Consider the following 18,812-nt stretch of genomic DNA (forward strand, 5'->3'; position numbering starts at 1 on the left):
CGCAAGAACGGGTTACTCCGCCAGGAAGAGGGCCGGTTCCTCGAGGTTTTCGACGATCATCGCCAGGAACCGCCTTCCGAGACCTCCATCTATGACGCGGTGGTCGTATGAGAGGCTCAGCGGCATCATCGGCGCCGCCACCACTTTCCCGTCGCGGACGACGGCTTGATCCTCTGCCTTCCCGAGCGACAGGATGGCGGTGGTGCCGTGTGGGACGATCGGTGTGCCGTATCCCCCGCCGACGGCTCCGATGTTCGAAAGTGTGAACGTCGCCCCGGCCAGCTCGCCGGGTTCGAGGGTCCTGGCTCGAGCAGATTCCGCCAGCCGGGCGATTTCAACCGCCAGGTCGGCTACGCCGGCCTCTCCAACATCATGGAGCACCGGCACGATCAGCCCGTCATCGGTATCCACCGCCACACCGATGCTGAAGTACCGCTTGAACACCAGGTCCTCGCCGTCGATCGACGCATTGAACTCCGGGAAGGCGCGCAGCGCCGGAATCACTGCCTTGACGATCAGCGCCTCGATCGGCGTGTCGGCGCTTCCCCGTCTTGCCAGAGCTCGCCTGGCCGCCAGCAAGCGGCCGGCATCGGCCGAGTCGAAGGCTGTGACGTGTGGGATCTCCGCCCACGACCGGCTCATCCGGTCGGCAATAGTCCGCCGCAGCCTGCTCATCCGAACGCGTTCCTCGTCACCCGACGGTGTCACGACCGTCTCCGGAGCCGGCGGTGCCTTGTAGGGGGCCTCCATGGGTGGCTCACCCGCCGGTTCGTCAATGTCGAACTCATCGACGTCTGCGGTCGCGCCGTCGATGGCGGCCGGGCCGTCGATGGCGGCCGGGCCGTCGATGGCGGCAAGAACATCTTCACGAGTGATCCGACCGAGCGGACCGGACCCCTGCACGGCTTCGAGATCGACCCCGCGTTCTCTGGCGAGCTTCCGCACCAGGGGCAGCGCTTTCGGGCGTTCGGGAATCGATCCGGATTCTCGAGCTCCCGCTCCGAGCAGCTCGGCCTCGTGGGAGAGCGTCCCGACGATGGGCGCCGCCTCCTGCGCGGCTTCGTCCTGGCCGGTCGGCGCCCACTCCTCGCCTTCGTAGCCGATGACGACCAGGATCTCCCCGACCATGATCGTTGACCCGGCCTCTCCCCCCCGGTGAAGCACTACGCCTGCGAACGGCGAGGGAATATCGGTCACTGCCTTGTCCGTCTCCAGTTCCACGAGGGGCTGATCGACACCAACCGGGTCACCGACCTCCACGAGCCACTGAACAACTTCGGCCTCGGTCAAGCCTTCACCGATATCGGGCAGACGGAACTCCTGCGCCACCTAATCCTCCAATGTCTTTCCAACCGCAGCAACAATCCGGTTGGCGGTCGGGACGTAATGGTGTTCCGCCAGCTTGAGCGGGACGATCGTGTCCCACCCGGTAACGCGCTGGACGGGCGCCAGCAGCGAGAACAGAGCATGTTCCTGAATCTGCGCAACCACCTCAGCGCCAAATCCGGCGGTGCGATGAGCCTCATGGACCACGACCGCCCGACCGGTCTTCTGGACGGACTCCAAGATGGTGTCGAGATCCAGCGGGACGATGCTGCGCAGGTCGATCAACTCGGCCGACACGCCTTCCTGCGACAAGACGGCCAGGGCCTTGCGGGCGGTGGCCGTCATGGCACCGTAGGTGATGATCGATACGTCGTCGCCGGACGCCAGAACGCGCGCCAGTCCGAGCGGAACCCGGTACGGCCCGTCCGGGATCTCCTCCTTCACCGACCGGTAGAGGCGAATCGGCTCGAGGAAGATGACCGGATCCGGATCTTCGATTGCCTCGAGGAGCATCCCCTTGGCGTCGTAGGGCGTCGACGGGACGACAACCTTCACCCCGGGCGTGTGCGCATAGATCGACTCGGTCGATTCCGAGTGATGTTCCGCCGCCCCGATCCCTCCGCCGAAGGGCATCCGAATCACCATCGGAGCTGTGAAACGATGCCGGGACCGATTCCGAATCCGTCCCACGTGCGAGACGATCTGGTCGTAGGCAGGATAGGAGAATCCCATGAACTGAATCTCGGTGACCGGGCGCATCCCGGCGACCGCCATCCCGAATGCGGTGCCGATGATTCCCGACTCGGCAACCGGAGCATCGATCACCCGCTCCGGCCCGTACTTCTCGTAGAGGCCACTCGAGAGCCTGAACACTCCCCCCGTCTTACCGACGTCCTCGCCCATCAGGAGCACGCGGTCGTCCTGGCCGAGGGCAATATCCAGTGCGTCGGTGATCGCCTGGGCCAGAGTGCGAACCGCCATCAGCCGCCCTCGGATTCGAGAAGGCTGCGCTGGCGTTCGAGGTCGGAAGTTGGTTCGGCGAACATCGAGTCGAAGAGCGCATCGGAGTCCGGAGCCCGCAGGCCCTCCGCCAGTTGAACGGCCCGTTCAACGACCGCGCTCTCTTCACCCTCGATGTGCTTCTGCCACTCTTCATCCCAGGCATCGTTGATTTCCAAGTAGCGGCGCACCCGCTCGAGCGGATCGCGCGATCGCCACGTTTCCACTTCGCCTTCGTCGCGATACAGAGTCGGGTCATCACTGGTGGTGTGCGGTCCGAGCCGGTAGGTCACCGCCTCGATCAGCGTTGGCCCGTTCCCACTTCGCGCTCGTTCGACTGCTTTTTTAGCCGCCCAGTAGACGGCGAAGAGGTCGTTGCCGTCCAACCGGACCCCCGGCATGCCGTACGCGCCCGCCTTCTGCGCGATCGTTTCGGTGGCCGTTTGTCCGGTGAAACCCATCGAGATGGCGTACTGATTGTTCTGGCAGAAGAACACCGTGCCGGTGTGAAACACGGCGGCGAAGTTCATCGCTTCGTGGAAATCCCCCTCGGATGTTGCCCCGTCTCCGAAATAGGTGATGGCAATGCGCTCACTGCTCAGAAGGCGCTCAGCCCACGCCAGACCGACGGCGTGCAACATGTGCGCACCGACCGTGATCGACGGCGGGAGGACATTCACGTAGTCGGGCGGCGACCCACCCCGCTCGTGTCCCGTCCGCCCTGCGAGCAGCAGTTCCCACGGATACCCTTGCATCCACATAGCGGCGGCATCCCGGTAGGTGGCCACCATCCAGTCGTCCGGTCGCAGCACCGCGGCACTCCCGACCTGGGCCGCTTCCTGGCCCTCAAAAGGGGCATAGGTCGCCAACCGGCCTTGCTTCTGGATCGCGGTGGCCTTCCGGTCGAACATGCGGGCCGCCACCATGGCGCGATACAGTTTGCGTGTCATCGGGATGTCGACGGGTGGTTCGCCGACGAGTTCACCCTCGGGCGTAAGAATCTGGAGCATGGACTCCACAATCTAGTGCGCGGCGCGAAGGTGGCGCGCTAGCTCCTCACACGTCGCACAGAAGCACCCGGTAACAGTCCCCGGCCCTACTCCTCCACGTAATCGATCAGCCAGACGAACACACCCCGCGTCATAGTTGCGTCAACCTCATACGCAGCCGCCATAGGACCGAGCGGTGACAGCGCCTCCGCCATGTCGGCAGGAGCCTCGAATACATCGATGAGGGCCTGGGTGTCGACGAAGAGCATGAGGGCACCCGGATCGACGCCGATCGCATCGGCTGCCGCCCGCAACTCTGCATTCTCCGACAGGGAAGGAGACGAGCCGATCGAGGCCGCCAGATCGAGGCTGGATGCCGCGGCCAAATACGTGTCCGTCACGCCGACCGCGGCCGCTTCGGTTCCATCGCCGCCGGCCAGCCAGAATGTCCCGGACTCGATTGTGGTTCTCGTCAAGTCCTCGAATCCATTCCTCGTGGCGTAGCCGATGAGGTCATCGACGTACCCTTCGACCTCCACCGGTCTGCTCGTACCGAACAAGCCGACCAGACCGAGGGGTAGGGAAAGCTCTTGGGCCATCAGTCCTTCTCGTGATTCGACGAGCGCGAAGGCGGATGGGCCGTCGAGCAAGCTGAGGAAGCTATCGAGGTCGATACCGAGCTCAGCCCCGGCTTCGGCCAGCAGATCATCGGCGTCTGTTCCGCCGGCGGCCGTGGCGATGAGGTCCCAGTAGGACGCCATCGACCATCCGCCGACCATGACGAACGTGTCAACGGGCAGGTCCCCAACGACCTCGCCCGAATCGATGACGAGCCCTCCGGTGGGGTCATCACCGAGAACGACACCCTCAAACCGTACGCCGTAGTCGGCAATGGTGAAGGACCCGCCGAATGTGTCGTTCCCGAAGTCGTTCAAAATGGAAGGATCCAAGCCCTCGACCTCGAACGCGTTTGAGAAGGCGGAACCGTTCACATAGAGCGACATGACGCGGTCGGCCGGGAGGGCATCCATGACGGCGGCAAAGGCCTCATTGTCGGCCAACGACAGGCCGCTATCGGCATCTATGGCTTTCTCAACAGCTTGCTGGGTTCCGAATGCCACCATCGACCCGATCCGGGCAAAGACCAACGGAGGATCGAAGTCGCCGTCGTCCGACGCGATGAAGATCTCAACCCCGTTGTATGTTCCCCGGACAACATTCGTCCCGGTGGCGAGTTGCAGTCCGTCGGCGAAGTCGGAGAGGAACTGATCGGCGGCTCCTCCGTCCCGCGATTCGAGGATGACGAGCACGTCGGGGACCTCACGGGTCGAGAAGCTCTCGATGCCAGACACCGACACCGACAACGTCCGCCCTACCCAGGGCCGGATGTCGTCGGTGAAGTCGACGCCGAGCGCATCCTGCATCGCCGAGTCGATCTCATCGATCAGGCCGTCCATGTCGCGCAGATCGGCAGCAGCCGTCTCGCCGGATGCCTCAACCATCGAAAAGATCGTGTCGTTGAGTTTGCGGGCGTCTCCCTCGAGGAACTGGAGGAAGTCAACACTGAAGAACAACTCAGTGTCGGGGGACATGATCTCTGCCGCAGCTACCGAAGTTGAGAGAAATGACCGCATGGCCAGTGCCCCTCCACCGATCACGAACACGACAAGCGCGGCCGCACCGAGTGCCAGCCACGGTCTGCTCTTCGGTGCCGGCCCGGAGCCGGCGGTGCCCACCACCTGTATCTCGGGATCCCAGCCGAGTGTTCCTTCCGGAGTGAATGGATCCGGGTGAGGTTGTTCGGGCGGACCGGCAGGCCCCGTCGCGTCGGGCATTTCGCATCGATTCTTTCGCGGACGCCAATTATCGTCCCGAACGAATCGGAAATGAAGGGGATTTGTCGACTAGCTCTCGGTGGAGGCGTACATCGACTCGAGGTCATCGACGTTCATAAGGACGGCGCGGGCCTTTGAACCCTCGGATGGACCAACCACGCCTTTGCGTTCGAGGGTATCCATGATCCGGCCTGCTCTGGCGAACCCGACTCGCAACTTGCGCTGCAACATCGATGTGGACCCGAGTTGCGACCGCACGACGAGATCGATCGCCTGTCTCACCAGTTCGGCGTCGTCATCATCTTCTTCGCCGACGGTGGCCCTGGCCTCTTGGGCCAGCGTCTCGATCACGTGATCCTGATATTGGGCCTCTCGCTGCTTCTTGACCCAACCGACCACTGCGTGGACCTCTTCTTCGGATACCCAGGCGCCCTGAATGCGCTCTGCCTTCGGCTCTTTGGCGGTCACGACGAGCATGTCGCCCATCCCGATGAGTTTCTCGGCGCCGGATCCATCGAGAATGACCCGGCTGTCGGCCTGGGATGCGACAGAGAAAGCCATCCGGCTCGGGATGTTGGCCTTGATGACGCCGGTGATGACGTCAACGGACGGGCGTTGCGTGGCGATCACGAGGTGGATTCCGACCGCACGCGCCATTTGTGCAATACGCACGATCGCTTCCTCGACTTCGCGTCCGGCCACGATCATGAGGTCGTTCAATTCGTCGACGATCACCACCACGAATGGGAACCGGTCGAATCCATCTCGATCGAGCTCGCCTGCCTCCCACTTCTCCCGGTAGCCGTCGATATCCCGAACGTGCGCATCGGCCAGAAGGTCGTAACGGCGGTCCATCTCGGCCACTGCCCACTTGAGGGCATCGGTGGCTTTCTTCGGGTTGGTGATGACCTTGGTGAACAGATGGGGAACACCGTTGTACTGGCCGAGCTCAACTCGCTTGGGATCGATCATGATCAGGCGAACGTCGTCCGGAGTCGTTCGCATCAAGAGCGAGGTCACGATCGAGTTGATGCACGAAGACTTTCCGGCGCCTGTGGCCCCGGCGATCAGCACGTGGGGTAGCTCAGAGAGGTTGATGAGCTTCGGACGGCCCGCGATGTCCATACCGAGGCCAACCTCGAGCGGGTGCCCGCCGAAATCGTCGTCGGCCGCTTGGAGTACATCGCCGAGGGTAATGAGACGCCGCTTTCGATTGGGAACCTCAATCCCGATTGCGCTCTTGCCGGGAATCGGGGCCAGCAGGCGAACGTCGGGGGTGGCCAACGCGTAGGCGATATCGTTGGCCAGGCTGGTCACTCGCGAAACCTTGACGCCGGGTTGGAGTTCGATCTCGTAGCGTGTCACCGTCGGACCCGGGACGATCTTGGTGAGACGGGCATCGACTCCGTGCTGGCGCAGCGTGTCCTCGAGGTCGAGAGCGGTCTGTTCGAGAATGCGCTTCGACTGTGACTCCCCTCCGCCGCTCTTCAGGAGCGTCAATGGCGGCTTGCGATAACCCTCTCCAGGTTTGGGGTCGGGAAGCTCGATCCTGATCTGGCCGGGTCCCGGGTGGGCCTTGCCCTTTGGTTTGGCGGCGGGTGCCTTGCGCTTGGGTCCGGCGGCGGAAGGCGGCTGCGAGGTCGGGCGGGGCGGTGCGGGCCGGTGGGCGCCGGCGGCCAGACGAGCGTGGCGGGCAGGACGGGCCGGCATACGAATCGAACTCGCCCAGGCGCGCAGCGCCGTGGCGATCTCCCCGATCGCCACAAAGACTTGACGGACGGTGGCCTTCGACAGGATCAGCACACCCACGGAGGTCAACGAGGTCAGCACTACGAAGGCTCCCCAATATCCGATCACGCGGCGTAGGGGAAACGAAAGGAGCGATCCGACGGCACCGCCGCGTTCCATGACCGGATCCACGTCCGGCCACAGCGGAACGGTGCCGGTGAGCAGGTGGAAGAGCGACAGTGATCCGACGAAGGCCGTCACGAGACCGATGGTCAGCCGCCCGTAGTCATCGCGGTGTTTGCCGATGATGAGGACGAGCCCGAGTCCGGCCAGGGCTAGAGGGAACACGATCGACCAGAGACCGAACAACAGTCGAAGGACCGAGACGATGCCACCGCCTACGGGGCCGGCCTCGCCGAAGAACCCGAGGCCCATGAGAGCAGCCACAACGAGGAGGACGACGCCCCACACGTCATCGGCCTGGCGGCCGAGTGCCTCCCGGATGAAAGCCCGTAGTCTCGCCAGCATGGAGACCCGATCTTTCCGGGACAGCTTCTTTTTGGTTGTCTTGGTGGACACCCGCTTCCGACCGTTTGTCCCCCGGCGGGTGGGTGTCCGGGTAGCCATTCACGGTCACTCTACACCTCAACGAGCACTCGACCAATCATTCCGCGCGCAACTGCGCGCGGAGCGCGCGAACGCCTAAGGCGCCACTTTGATGACGCGTTCGCACCATTGCATCAGGTCGCGTATCACTTCGTCTCGGTTCAGCTCATTGACCAGCTCGTGGCGGGCACCGGGGTAGACCCGCATGGTCTTGTCATCGGATGCCATCCGCTCGATCGCATGCAAAGAGTCCCGGTACGGAACGTAGGGATCGGCCGCTCCATGCAAGAACAACACCGGCATTGTGATGCGTTCGATCTCGGCGTTGAACGAATCGAGTGCCACGATCTCCGACTCGAGGAGCGAGCGCTTGTACTGACCGTGATAGACGAGTGGATCTTCCGCGTATTGACGGACGGTCTCCGGGTCACGGGACATACCTGAGTACTCGGCTTCCTGGTACGGGATCTCCGGAAGCGAGAGGACTCCACGCGCCCACTGCCAATCTCCGAGGACCGCTCCAAGGAAGGCGGCACCGGCGAGTTCCGACGGGTACCGCTCCGCAAAACGCGCAGTCAGCAGGCCGCCCATCGAATGGCCGGCCATGACCAGCGGGACGCCGGGATGCTCGAGAAGAGCTATGTCTGCGAGTGTGCGCAGATCGTCGACGATGTGTTCGAAGTCGGTGATCAGGGCGCGATCGCCGTCGCTCCGGCCGTGCCCGAGATGGTCTTCCGCGTAGACGGCCAAGCCCCTCGCGTTCAACGCCGCGGCTACATGGGCGTAGCGTGCACCATGCTCGGCATATCCGTGGACGAGCAGGAGAACGCCAAGTACGTCTCCCTCAGGTTGCCACTCGTGGTAGACCACGTTGCCTTCGGCCCCAACGAAACTCGCTTGTCCCATTCATCTCACCTCTTGAGTGTTTTCGCGCGGGATTCCCACCCTATGGGGTTCGATCCCCGCGCGAAAACGGTCAGGTTTCCAGGATGAGCGGCAGCACCACCGGCCGCCGCGAGGTCTCTGAGCGGATGATCGTCGACGCCGCCTGCCGCACCGCCTGCTGAAGAGCAGTGTGATCCGTCTTGCGAGCCTTTTCGCCCATCTTGGCGACGGCAACCCGCACCGCCTCTGCCGCCTTTTCCAGGACTGCGTCCGGTTCGTCCATGAAACCGTGGCTGTCCATGATCGGCCCGTACTCAACGGCGCACTGCGCGATGTTGACACCGACGGTGACAACCACGACGCCCTCATCGGCCAGATGACGGCGCCGCCGGAGAACGGCCCGCTTGATGTCGCCGACTCCGGATCCATCCAGATAGACATACCCGGCCGGAACAGCCCTTCGCTCCACGTATGTGTCGGCGCCGTCGAGCACGATCCGGTCCCCATCCTCGAGAACGAAGATGTGGGGCACCTTCATCTCTTCAGCGAGGTCGGCGTTGGCGGAGAGGTGCCGGTACTCACCATGGATCGGCACATAGACGTCCGGACGGATCACATTGATGAACGTCTTCAGTTCCTCCTGTGCGGCATGACCCGAGACGTGGACCTGCGCGTTGCGACCGTGGAAGACGCGCGCTCCCGAGCGATGGAGCTTTGAAATCACCCGCGACACCGCCCGCTCATTGCCGGGGATCGGCGTGGCGCTGATCAGCACCGTGTCGTTCTCGCCGAGTTCCACGAACTTGCTGGAGCCCGACGCCATCAGCGAGAGCGCCGCGAAAGGCTCGCCCTGCGCTCCAGTCGTGATCAGCATCTGTCGATCGGGCGGCAGGCCGACAAGGTCTTCGACGTCGACGATCCGGTCCGCGGGGATGTCCAGCACGCCGAGCCGTGCTCCGACACCGGTCACGCGATGCATCGAGCGTCCCAGGAACGCGATGGTTCGACCGTCGTCGAGCGCGGCGTCGGCGATCTGCTGAACCCGGTGCACATGGGATGCGAAACATGCTGCGATCACTCGACCCGGTGCGGTGTGAACAATCCGCTCGATCGGTTGGGCCAGCGACCGTTCAGATGGAACAAACCCGGACACTTCAGCATTCGTCGAATCGGCCATGAGCAGCCGGACTCCGCGTCTACCCAGGTGAGCGAAGGTCGGGAGGTCGGTCGGCGTTGAATCGATCGGGGTGGGATCGAGCTTGAAGTCGCCGGAGTGGACCACCATGCCCTCCGGCGTGTCGAAGGCGACGCCGGCCCCTTGCGGGATCGAGTGGGACACGGGTACCAGCATGAACCGGAAAGGCCCGTGTTCGGTCCACTCCTTCGTAGGCGTTGCCCGAAGGTCCGGTTTGACGCCCAGCTCCTCGATACGGCCGCGGGCTAGTTCAACCGAAAGCTCTGTGCCGTAGACGGGGATGTTCAAGTCGTTGAGTAGATAGGCCAGGGCGCCTACGTGATCCTCGTGCCCGTGGGTGAGGATCAGGCACTCGACATCCTTGCTGCGGTCCAAGATCCACGACCAATCCGGGAACACCAGGTCGACGCCCAGCATGTCCTCCTCCGGAAACATCAACCCGCAGTCGATCATGGCGATCTTTCCGTCGATTTCGATCGCCGCGCAGTTACGACCGATCTCGCCCAGGCCTCCGAGGAAAGTGACGGAAACGCTCACAGCGATTGAGCCTTGCCGAGCGCGATCTCGATGGCATCAACCGTCTCAGTGCGCGCCGCCACCAGTGGCAAACGCGGCTCCCCGACCGGCTCCCACAATCGGTTCATCGCCGCCTTGACGGGCATCGGATTGGGCTCGGTGAAGCACGAGTAGAAGACGGGCAGCAAGCCGTAGTTGAGGCGCTGCGCCTCAGCCCAGTCGCCTTCGTGAACAGACCTAACCATTCGCTTTATGTGCTTGCCGACGAGATGAGAAGCGACGGACACCACACCGACGGCACCAACCGTCATCATCGCCAGCGTGAAGCTGTCCTGCCCCGAGTAGATGGCGAACTCGGTGGGTAGGGCAAGCCGAGACTGGGCGGTGTGGTCGATGTCCTGGACTGCATCCTTGACCGCCACGATGTTGGGGTGCGCGGCCAGTCGACCGAGGGTCTCGACCTCGATCAGCCGACCCGTTCTAGAAGGGATGTTGTAGAGCAGAACGGGGAGATCAGTCGAGTCCGCAATCGTTGAGAAGTGCCGAACGAGACCAGCCTGATCAGGCTTCGAGTAATACGGCGTGACGGCCATCAGACCGTGGACGCCCGCCTCAGCCGCCCGCCGGGAGAGTTCGACAGACTCGGCTGTGTTGTATGTACCAGTACCTGCCACCACTTTGGCCCGGTCGCCCACCGCCTCGACCACAGCTCGATACAGAGCCACCTTCTCGTCGGGAGACAGCGACGGCGACTCCCCGGTGGTGCCGGTCACAACGAGCCCATCGGAGCCATTGTCGACGAGGTAGCGGGCCAGCCGCCAGACCTTGTCGTAATCGATTCCCCCCGACTCGCCGAACGGGGTGATCATGGCAGTGAGAACTTCACCAAATGGCGCTATCAACGACCTGCCTCCTATGCGGGTTATGACCAAGCCTAGAGCCTCGGAGATCCCGGTTCAGCCTTCCTGGTATGCGGGCCGGCCTCACTAACCTGAAACCTCCGATTGTCCAGCCAGAGAGGTAGCCGTGTCTCACGTACGCGACGTCGACACCGCGGAGTTCAACCAGCAAGTCATCGAGCGTTCATCTGAGGTTCCGGTCGTCGTGGACTTCTGGGCGGAATGGTGTCAACCGTGCCGAACGCTCGGGCCCAGCCTCGAGCGTCTCACCAATGCAGCGGATGGCGCGTTCGAGTTGGCCAAGGTCGACGTGGACCAGAACCAGGCTCTGGCCGCACAGATGGGCGTGCAGGGGATCCCTACCGTGGTTGCTTTCAAGGACGGCCAAGAAGTCGACCGTTTCACCGGCGCTCTGCCGGAACCGCAGGTCGAGAAGTGGCTGGCCGGTTTTGTGCCCAACCCGCTCGATGAGTTCGTGGCCGTCGCAAATGGCCTGGTCAACGAGGGTAGGGAGGAAGAAGCCGCGGCCATGTACCTGAAGGTGCTCGAGGCCGACGGACAACACGAGGGTGCGGCCGTGGCACTCGCCTCGCTGAAGCTATTGGACGGCGACACAGAGGCGGCACTCGAAATCCTCGAACCGCTCCCGTCGAGCGTCGGGGTCGACCGCCTGCGGGCAGCGGCGCGACTCGGCACACCCGGCGCTATCTCAGTTGAAGATCTCGAAGCCAAACTGGCCGGAGATCCGGAAAACGAAACGGTGCAGGTGGACCTGGCAAGAGCGAGAATCGCGGGCCACCAGTACGAGCAGGGACTCGATCTGCTCCTCGAGGTAATCACCCGCAAGGGCGACCTGATGGATGACGCCCGCACCGCCGTTCTCGACGTGTTCGAAGTCCTCGGTGCGGACAACCCACTGACCATTGAGTACCGCCGGCGGCTCGCCAACGCGTTGTTCTGAACTTTCTCCGCAATGCTATGCACGCTTAACGCGCCATTGCATTGCGGAGAAAACCCGACCGATCCCTTACACTGCGGGACCGTTCCGATGAAAGGTTACCCATGGCCGAGCAGTACTCCGCTCCCCCCGACTTCGAAATTGACCTCGCCAAGACGTATTCGGCGACGCTCCACACGAACCACGGCGACGTCGAAGTCGAGTTCGACGCGGTGAACTCACCGATGGCGGTGAACAACTGGGTATTCCTGGCCAAAGACGGCTTCTACGACGGTGTCATCTTTCACCGGGTCATCTCAGGCTTCATGATCCAGGGCGGCGATCCCACCGGGACCGGACGCGGCGGGCCCGGCTATAAGTTCCGTGACGAACTCGACGGGCCCGGCACCTACGCCCGCGGCACGGTCGCGATGGCGAACTCCGGCCCCAACACCAACGGCAGCCAGTTCTTCATCATGCACCAGGACTACGGACTCCCTCACGCCTACACGATCTTCGGTAAGGTGACGGATGGTCTCGAGATCGTCGATGCCATCGCGGCAACGCCGACAGACCGATCAGATCGTCCGAACAGCGATTGCACGATCAACCGGGTAACGATCACCGAGAGGTAGCCACAACGAGAGCCCTCGGGCTCCCCGACCGCCTACCTCTACCATGAACTCGATGATTCGACGCTTCCTTCTCATGCTCACCGTCTTGGCTCTCGCCGGCGGGTGCAGTTCCACGCCGTCCACCACAACGATCGCCGACATTCCGACCACGACGACCACCTTCGGCATAACGAGCACGATTCCCGAGCCGACGACCACCACGCTCCCCCAGGCGGCCCTCGAGATACGGGCCGCCTTCGACGGGTACGTCGCCGCGCTGGCGGCGGCCGACGGGCGAAGCGCCCTCAGCTACGTCGATTCCGGGACCCTCGACCTCTATGGAGAGCTGCTGCAGCTGGCCGCTGCACCGGTTCACGTCGACGAGATGGACTTCATCGATGCAGTACTCGTGGTCCGTCTTCGTTTTCGCTTCTCAGAACAAGAACTGGCGTTGCTCACAGCCGAAGACGTCTTCGTCACGGCCATCGACGAGGCGCTTCTCATATCAACACCCGGAGAGCGGATCAACTTCGACGCGTTCAATATCACCGATGACCAGGCGACCGGCGAGGTGAGGGGCTCTCCAGCGATGTGGTTTGCCCGTGAGGACGGCAAGTGGAAGGTCGCCCTCGGCCGCGCCTACGAAGAGTACGCGCCCGTGCTGAGCGTCCAGTTGGAACAGGCCGCTCACGACATCGCAGGGGCCGACGCCGGCCGGGCTGACTCTCTGCTCGGCCTCCTGAGCACCATCGAAGGAACCGGCATCGACCCGGCGCTCCTCGCCGGACCGCGTCCGTGAATTGGAACTTCCTGGCGGATGCGTGCGTTATAGCCTCATGCGCAGGACAGCATTCACTCTCGTCTTGATCCTGTCGGCTTGTACCGGATCGACGGTTGAGACCACCGGCCCAACGAGCGCCACCACCGCTCCTGCCGGCCCCTCGGCAACCGAACCACCTATCGCGGGACCCACATCGACAACCTCGACCACATCGACCACGACCGTCCCGGCCACGGTTGTGCCGACTGCCTCGTACCAGCTGCTCCCCTCGCCCGATGAGGACCTCGCCTACACGATCGGGCATATGGCGATCGGTGACGCCGGCCTGGTCTATGCAGGCGACGTGAGCACGACGCCCCGGGATCATCCCAACGAGGGTGCCTTGTGGCACTTCGACGGGCAGGTCTGGACCCGCGCGCTCATCTCCGACCTCACCACCACTGATGAGTACGGAGACTCACCCCATGTCTCGGAGCTGGTCTTCTGGGGTGGGCGCTACCTTGCCTTCCTCCTCGGCGACCCTACCGCCCCGGAGTCCGCCGCCTCCCTGCTCGCCTCGATTGACGGCCGGACCTGGCAACTCGAGCACCTGCTCCCTCAGCGCGCCACCGGCAGTTCACCCGGTGGGATTTTCGCCACACCGGAATCCCCTCCCCGGCCCGGGGGAGCAGGCATCGCCGGCGTCGCAACGACCGCCGATGAGATCGTTGCCGTCGGATGGGTCACCACCTCTGAAGGGTCGACCGCAGCGCTCTGGCACTCACTCGACGGCAGGGACTGGACCCTCACCACCACCCCCAACGCTGTGTGGCCGAACGAATGGGCAAGTGCGATATCGGTCGGGGACTCAGGGTGGCTGCTGGGCGGATCCGGTCCCATCTACGGCACGACTCTCTTGTGGTTCTCAGAAGACGGGGACGACTGGACGTACATCGGCGACCGCTTCGGTGAGGGTGCATGGTGGTCATTCCATGAGTTGGCCTCGGGTTCCAATGGGCTGGCCGTCGCGGCGTTCGACATGGACTCAGCCACCACGTCGATGTGGAGGTCCGATGAGGGCATCACCTGGGCCCCGACTTCCGAGCCGCCGTGGCCGGAGGGGTCGGCCGTTTCCCTCGCTTCAGACGGATCGACGATGGCGAGACTGCGTCGTCTCGAAGACACGACGATCGTCGAAACGTCACCCGACGGCCTGGCCTGGGAAGGCATAGCCGGGCTCTCGTCTGATCCCGGCAACCCGGACATCTTTGTCGAGTCGCTGGGCCTCGACTATTGGGACGACTCCCTCACACTCACCCGGTTCATGACCCCGGCCGACTACGCCTCTGCCTCCGTCGAAATCTGGATCGATGCGCCGACGGCCGCGGTCGTTCTGGTTCCGGCCGACGACACGCTGAATGTTCGGCATGGCGTGATGGCCACCGTGATCGGAGAACTCGAACCAACCGCGACCAATGTCCGGCCGACCGGTGCCAGCGACGGAGCGGCAGGATCCCTCTGGGTGGAGATCCTCCACAATGGGATCCTCGGGTGGGTCAACTCGATCTACCTGACCGAGGAGGTTGACGACTTGGCGGCCCTCGATCCATCCGCCACCATCGAGCGGTTCGCCGACGGAGTGTTCCGGGCGGGAGAACCGCTCGGTTCGTACGTCGGCGCCAAAGGCCTCACCATCACTCACTTCGATCTACCAAAGCATTTCACACTCAACGACGACCCGATGTCCGATCAGACGATCTACCTGTGGGGCAATCCGGGCTGCGGCCCCGACCCAGACTGCGCGTTCCAGGCGACTTTCGCCAATCAGATCGCCGACAGTTTCCTGTCTGCCTGGGACGACGAGGACCGGCGCATCGAAATCGATACACCGATCGCCGGAGGAAACGGAACGCTTCCCGAGGCCGTCGTCCCTGTGCTCTTCCGTAACTTCCACTTCGTCGCCGTCCACGACCCGGGTGACGATCCGGCCTACGGCGGTTTGGACTGGATCACCTGGTACGTCTACTTCGATGTCGTCGACGGTCTGCCCGTCGTCGCAGGGATGTCGGTGGACATGTGGGCTCCGTGACCGGGTATCGTCGCGCTCCATGGATTCCAGACCCGACGAAGACGCAAGGCCCGACGAAGAAGGCGTCGGCTGTCGACAGGCCGTCATGGCAACCGTCGTCTTCATCGCCTTCGCGCTGGCAATGCTGGTCGTTGCGCTGCTCATAGGACTCGACCAGCAACTTGCCTACCCTTTCCTCTTTGCCGGAGGGCCGGTGACTGGGCTAGTCACCAGCATTGGCGGTGACCTGGCCTTTTCTTGGCCACTCGATCTGACCGTTTGGACCGTCCTCGGGTTCTTCGTCGCCCGTTACGCAGAACAGCCCAACAAGTACCGGTTCGCCATCGGGGCGGTGATCATGGCTGCCCTCGTCCTCGGCACGGCGGCCGGGCTCATGATCGAACCAACCTGAATCCCCCGTTCTGGCGTCAGAAAGCCGTCAGAATTGCGCGTTTTCTGACGCCAGAAGCGGGTTGTTAGATGTCCAGGAGGCCTTCGATTCCCACGGTGACGCCGGGCAGGCTCGCCACATGGCGCACGGCCAGCAGCACGCCGGTCAGAAACGATGCACGATCGGTCGTGTCGTGACGGATCGTCAGCAACTCACCGTCGTTTCCGAGCAGTACTTCTTGGTGGGCGAGTAAACCGGGCAGGCGAATGCCGTGCACCGGAACGCCCTCAACCGTCGCACCCCTGGCGCCCGTGATCAACTCCTCCGACTCAACCTTACGCCGCTGGGTTGGGTTCGCCGCTGCGATCCGTGCTGCCGTGTTCACCGCCGTCCCCGACGGCGCGTCCGCCTTGCGATCATGGTGGAGTTCGATCACCTCGGCCGCCGCGAAGTGGGGCGCGGCCAGTTCCGCGAAGCGCATCATGAGCACTGCGCCCACCGAGAAATTGGGGGCAATCAGGCAGTTCGGTGGCCCGCTCCCCCACGCCCGGCGCACCTCGTCGATCCGCGCTTCGGTGAATCCCGAAGTACCTACCACCGCGTGAATACCCATCTGTCGCCATCGTTCGAGGTTGGCCATCACGACCCCCGGCATCGTGAACTCGACCACAACATCAGCACCCCGGACATCCTCAGGATCTGCGGATACCCCGTCGCCTCGATCAGCCGACGGGTCGAAGAGCCACCCGAGGTCGAGGTCATCAGCCTCCCGGACCGCAGCCGCCACCAGCGACCCCATCCGGCCGGCCGCTCCGGAGACGGCAACCTTCATTTGACGAACTCCTCGAGATCAGAGGCCTCGAACGGCCCGACCGCACCCATGACGAATGGGCCGCACAGCATCTGTTGAGCAACCAGTTGGACGTCGGACTCGGTGACTGAGTTCACCCTGGCGATGCGCTCGTCTACGGATGTGTGCTCTCCCCCCGTGAGTTCCTGCCTCCCGAGACGGACCATCCGGCTATTGGGATCTTCGAGCGAGAGAGCCAGGCTCCCGCGCAGGTTTCCCTGGGCCCGTTTCAGCTCATCGGGCGTGATGCCGTCCGCAGCCATCCTGGCCAGCTCTTCACGGACCAATCCGAGCACAGTCGGGGTTTGCGCCGGCGTCGTACCGGCGTACACGGCCCAGGCGCCGACGTCCGCAAACGGCATCTTGAAGGAGTAGACGGCGTACGCCAGCCCACGCTCCTCGCGAATGGTGTGAAACAAACGGGATGACATGCCGCCGCCCAGCGCCAGGTGCATGATCTCAAAGGCGTAGCGGCGTTCGTCCTCGCGGCTCATTCCTTCACCGCCCAGCACCAGGTGGCTCTGCTCGGTATCGCGGTGCACGACCGACAACCGACTAGCAACCGAGGCCCGGCGATACTCATGGTGCACGGCTCCACCCGTCCAATCCCCAAAATGACGCCCGACGAGCTCGACAGCTCGATCGTGCTCGATCGACCCGGATATGGCGATCACGGTCGAACCGGCGCCATACCGCCGCTGCCAGTATCCGAGAAGATCCTCTCGCTTCATGGCCCGGATCGAATCGCGTGTGCCCAGAATCGGCCGTTCGAGCGGATGCCCCGCAAAGATCGTCTCGTGGAACCGCTCAAACGCCACGTCGTTCGGGTCGTCCTCGTTCATGTTGATCTCTTCGATCACGACCTGGAGTTCCGAATCGATCTCGTTCTGCCGAAACGCCGGTCGCTGCAGCATCTCGCCAAGCAGGCGGAGACCCTCGTCGAGATCGGCGTCGAGCATACGGGCCCAGAAGCAGGTGTACTCCTGGCTCGTGAAGGCGTTGGATTGGGCGCCCATCGCGTCGAAGGTCTCAGAGATCTGGCGAGCGCTCAGCGTCTCGGATCCCTTGAAGAGGAGATGCTCGAGGAAGTGCGAAGCGCCTGCCTCTTCGGGTGTCTCATCTCTGGTACCGGTGTCTACCCAGCAACCAACGGCGACCGAACGAAGGCTCGGCATGGTTTCGGTGATGACCCTCAGTCCGTTAGGCAAGGTCGTGAGGTCGTAGTGCATTGGGGGCATTGTACGTGCCGCACGGATCAGATCAGTGCGCAACCCTCGACTCGCGACTCGCGACTCGCGACCCGCGACTCATTACCGCGACATCCAGTCGTGGATCAGCTCCGCCACTTCGGCCGGTCTTTCCTGCGGCATCCAGTGCGACGCCCCTGCGATCACCTGCTCGTCGAACTCCGAATCGACGAAAGCGCCGGAACCGGTTGCCATCTCGGGGACAAACGCCCAGTCGAGCTCGCCGTGGATGTAGCGAACCGGGATGCGCACGTCTGGTAGCTCGAGCGGGACGTCGGCGTTGAAGAGGTCGGCGCGAAAATGCGCCCTGTACCAGTTGGCCATCGCATCGAAGCGACCCGGACGCCGCCAGTCCCGACGGTACGCCTCCCGATCCTCCTCGCTGAATCCAGGCGAACTCCCGAACGCGAATCGAGCAAGCAACGCGAAGTCCTCCGAAGCCAGCAAACGCATGCCTGCCTCGCCGGACTGCATCAGCCACACATAGAACGACCGGCTCAGCTGCTCCACATTCCCGGCACCGACGGCCCGCATCCGGCTCGGGTGCGGTGCCGCTAGGACGACCGCCCGGCGCACCAACCCTCCCAGCCAGGTGGCTGCTTGCCAGGTGAGAGCACCGCCGAAGTCGTGGCCGGCCACGTAGGCCGGTCCGCCACCGTTCCACTCGATGATCCCGGCGACGTCAGCCAACAAGACCGGCATGCGGTAGGCCTCGAGGTCGGTCGGAGCATCGGAATCGCCGAAACCGCGTAGGTCGGGAACGATCACCCGGTAACGGTCTGAGAGCAGCGGCGCCACCTTCATCCAGCACCGGCCTGAATCGGGCCAGCCGTGCAGCAGAAGCAGCGGCGGAGCTTCGAGGTCGCCGGCAGTGCGGACATGGATGGTGATGCCGTTGATGGCGAGATCATGGTCTTGCACATCGCCAACCTACCGCGGCGCCGGCCTCGGCGCAGGTTGCAGAGGT

Annotated in this window: 16 protein-coding genes; 5 read left to right on the plus strand and 11 right to left on the minus strand. The window is 63.7% G+C overall.

Going from position 1 to position 18,812, the window contains the following annotated elements:
• Positions 1-12: 12 nt before the first annotated feature.
• The 8 genes from P1T08_05845 to dapA all read right to left on the minus strand — a co-directional run bounded on the left by P1T08_05845 (position 13) and on the right by dapA (position 10,981).
• Positions 13-1,329, minus strand: coding sequence for a dihydrolipoamide acetyltransferase family protein (locus tag P1T08_05845; protein ID MDF1595600.1), 1,317 nt, complete (start codon positions 1,327-1,329; stop codon positions 13-15).
• A complete protein-coding gene (locus P1T08_05850; protein ID MDF1595601.1) occupies positions 1,330-2,307 on the minus strand; it encodes an alpha-ketoacid dehydrogenase subunit beta in 978 nt (325 codons plus the stop codon).
• On the minus strand, positions 2,307-3,335 hold the full coding sequence (gene pdhA, locus P1T08_05855; GenBank protein MDF1595602.1) for a pyruvate dehydrogenase (acetyl-transferring) E1 component subunit alpha: 1,029 nt from the start codon (positions 3,333-3,335) through the stop codon (positions 2,307-2,309). Before pdhA ends, P1T08_05850 begins: the two co-directional genes overlap by 1 nt.
• 86 nt (positions 3,336-3,421) lie before the next feature.
• Positions 3,422-5,149 carry a DUF3352 domain-containing protein gene (locus tag P1T08_05860; protein ID MDF1595603.1) on the minus strand — a complete coding sequence of 576 codons (1,728 nt, stop codon included), beginning with the start codon at positions 5,147-5,149 and terminating at the stop codon, positions 3,422-3,424.
• A gap of 69 nt (positions 5,150-5,218) precedes the next feature.
• The gene (locus P1T08_05865; GenBank protein MDF1595604.1) at positions 5,219-7,504 is read right to left on the minus strand and encodes a DNA translocase FtsK 4TM domain-containing protein; all 2,286 of its coding nucleotides are present in this window, start codon (positions 7,502-7,504) and stop codon (positions 5,219-5,221) included.
• 75 nt (positions 7,505-7,579) lie between these two features.
• Positions 7,580-8,389, minus strand: coding sequence for a lysophospholipase (locus P1T08_05870; GenBank protein MDF1595605.1), 810 nt, complete (start codon positions 8,387-8,389; stop codon positions 7,580-7,582).
• A 70-nt stretch (positions 8,390-8,459) separates the two neighbouring features.
• A complete protein-coding gene (locus P1T08_05875; GenBank protein ID MDF1595606.1) occupies positions 8,460-10,100 on the minus strand; it encodes a ribonuclease J in 1,641 nt (546 codons plus the stop codon).
• Complete coding sequence (gene dapA / locus P1T08_05880; protein MDF1595607.1) at positions 10,097-10,981, minus strand: 4-hydroxy-tetrahydrodipicolinate synthase; 885 nt, start codon at positions 10,979-10,981, stop codon at positions 10,097-10,099. Before dapA ends, P1T08_05875 begins: the two co-directional genes overlap by 4 nt.
• Positions 10,982-11,105: 124 nt before the next feature.
• Between dapA and trxA the strand changes: the two genes are divergently transcribed.
• The 5 genes from trxA (at position 11,106) to P1T08_05905 (ending at position 15,769) form a co-directional block, all read left to right on the plus strand.
• Positions 11,106-11,939 (plus strand): thioredoxin, encoded by an 834-nt coding sequence (gene trxA / locus P1T08_05885; GenBank protein MDF1595608.1) that lies wholly within the window; start codon positions 11,106-11,108, stop codon positions 11,937-11,939.
• A gap of 101 nt (positions 11,940-12,040) precedes the next feature.
• A complete protein-coding gene (locus tag P1T08_05890; protein ID MDF1595609.1) occupies positions 12,041-12,550 on the plus strand; it encodes a peptidylprolyl isomerase in 510 nt (169 codons plus the stop codon).
• A gap of 52 nt (positions 12,551-12,602) precedes the next feature.
• A complete protein-coding gene (locus P1T08_05895; GenBank protein MDF1595610.1) occupies positions 12,603-13,328 on the plus strand; it encodes a hypothetical protein in 726 nt (241 codons plus the stop codon).
• A 37-nt stretch (positions 13,329-13,365) separates the two neighbouring features.
• On the plus strand, positions 13,366-15,378 hold the full coding sequence (locus P1T08_05900; GenBank protein MDF1595611.1) for a hypothetical protein: 2,013 nt from the start codon (positions 13,366-13,368) through the stop codon (positions 15,376-15,378).
• A gap of 19 nt (positions 15,379-15,397) precedes the next feature.
• Complete coding sequence (locus P1T08_05905; GenBank protein MDF1595612.1) at positions 15,398-15,769, plus strand: hypothetical protein; 372 nt, start codon at positions 15,398-15,400, stop codon at positions 15,767-15,769.
• A 64-nt stretch (positions 15,770-15,833) separates the two neighbouring features.
• Here the strand turns inward: P1T08_05905 and dapB are convergent, their stop codons facing one another.
• From dapB to P1T08_05920, 3 genes are all read right to left on the minus strand, one after another.
• Complete coding sequence (gene dapB / locus P1T08_05910; GenBank protein MDF1595613.1) at positions 15,834-16,580, minus strand: 4-hydroxy-tetrahydrodipicolinate reductase; 747 nt, start codon at positions 16,578-16,580, stop codon at positions 15,834-15,836.
• Positions 16,577-17,827 (minus strand): pitrilysin family protein, encoded by a 1,251-nt coding sequence (locus P1T08_05915; GenBank protein ID MDF1595614.1) that lies wholly within the window; start codon positions 17,825-17,827, stop codon positions 16,577-16,579. The genes dapB and P1T08_05915 overlap by 4 nt, the downstream gene beginning before the upstream one ends.
• Before the next feature lie 81 nt (positions 17,828-17,908).
• On the minus strand, positions 17,909-18,766 hold the full coding sequence (locus P1T08_05920; GenBank protein MDF1595615.1) for an alpha/beta fold hydrolase: 858 nt from the start codon (positions 18,764-18,766) through the stop codon (positions 17,909-17,911).
• Positions 18,767-18,812: the final 46 nt, after the last annotated feature.

It is taken from the genome of Acidimicrobiia bacterium (assembly GCA_029210695.1).
Taxonomy (GTDB): domain Bacteria; phylum Actinomycetota; class Acidimicrobiia; order Spongiisociales; family JAHEDJ01; genus JAHEDJ01.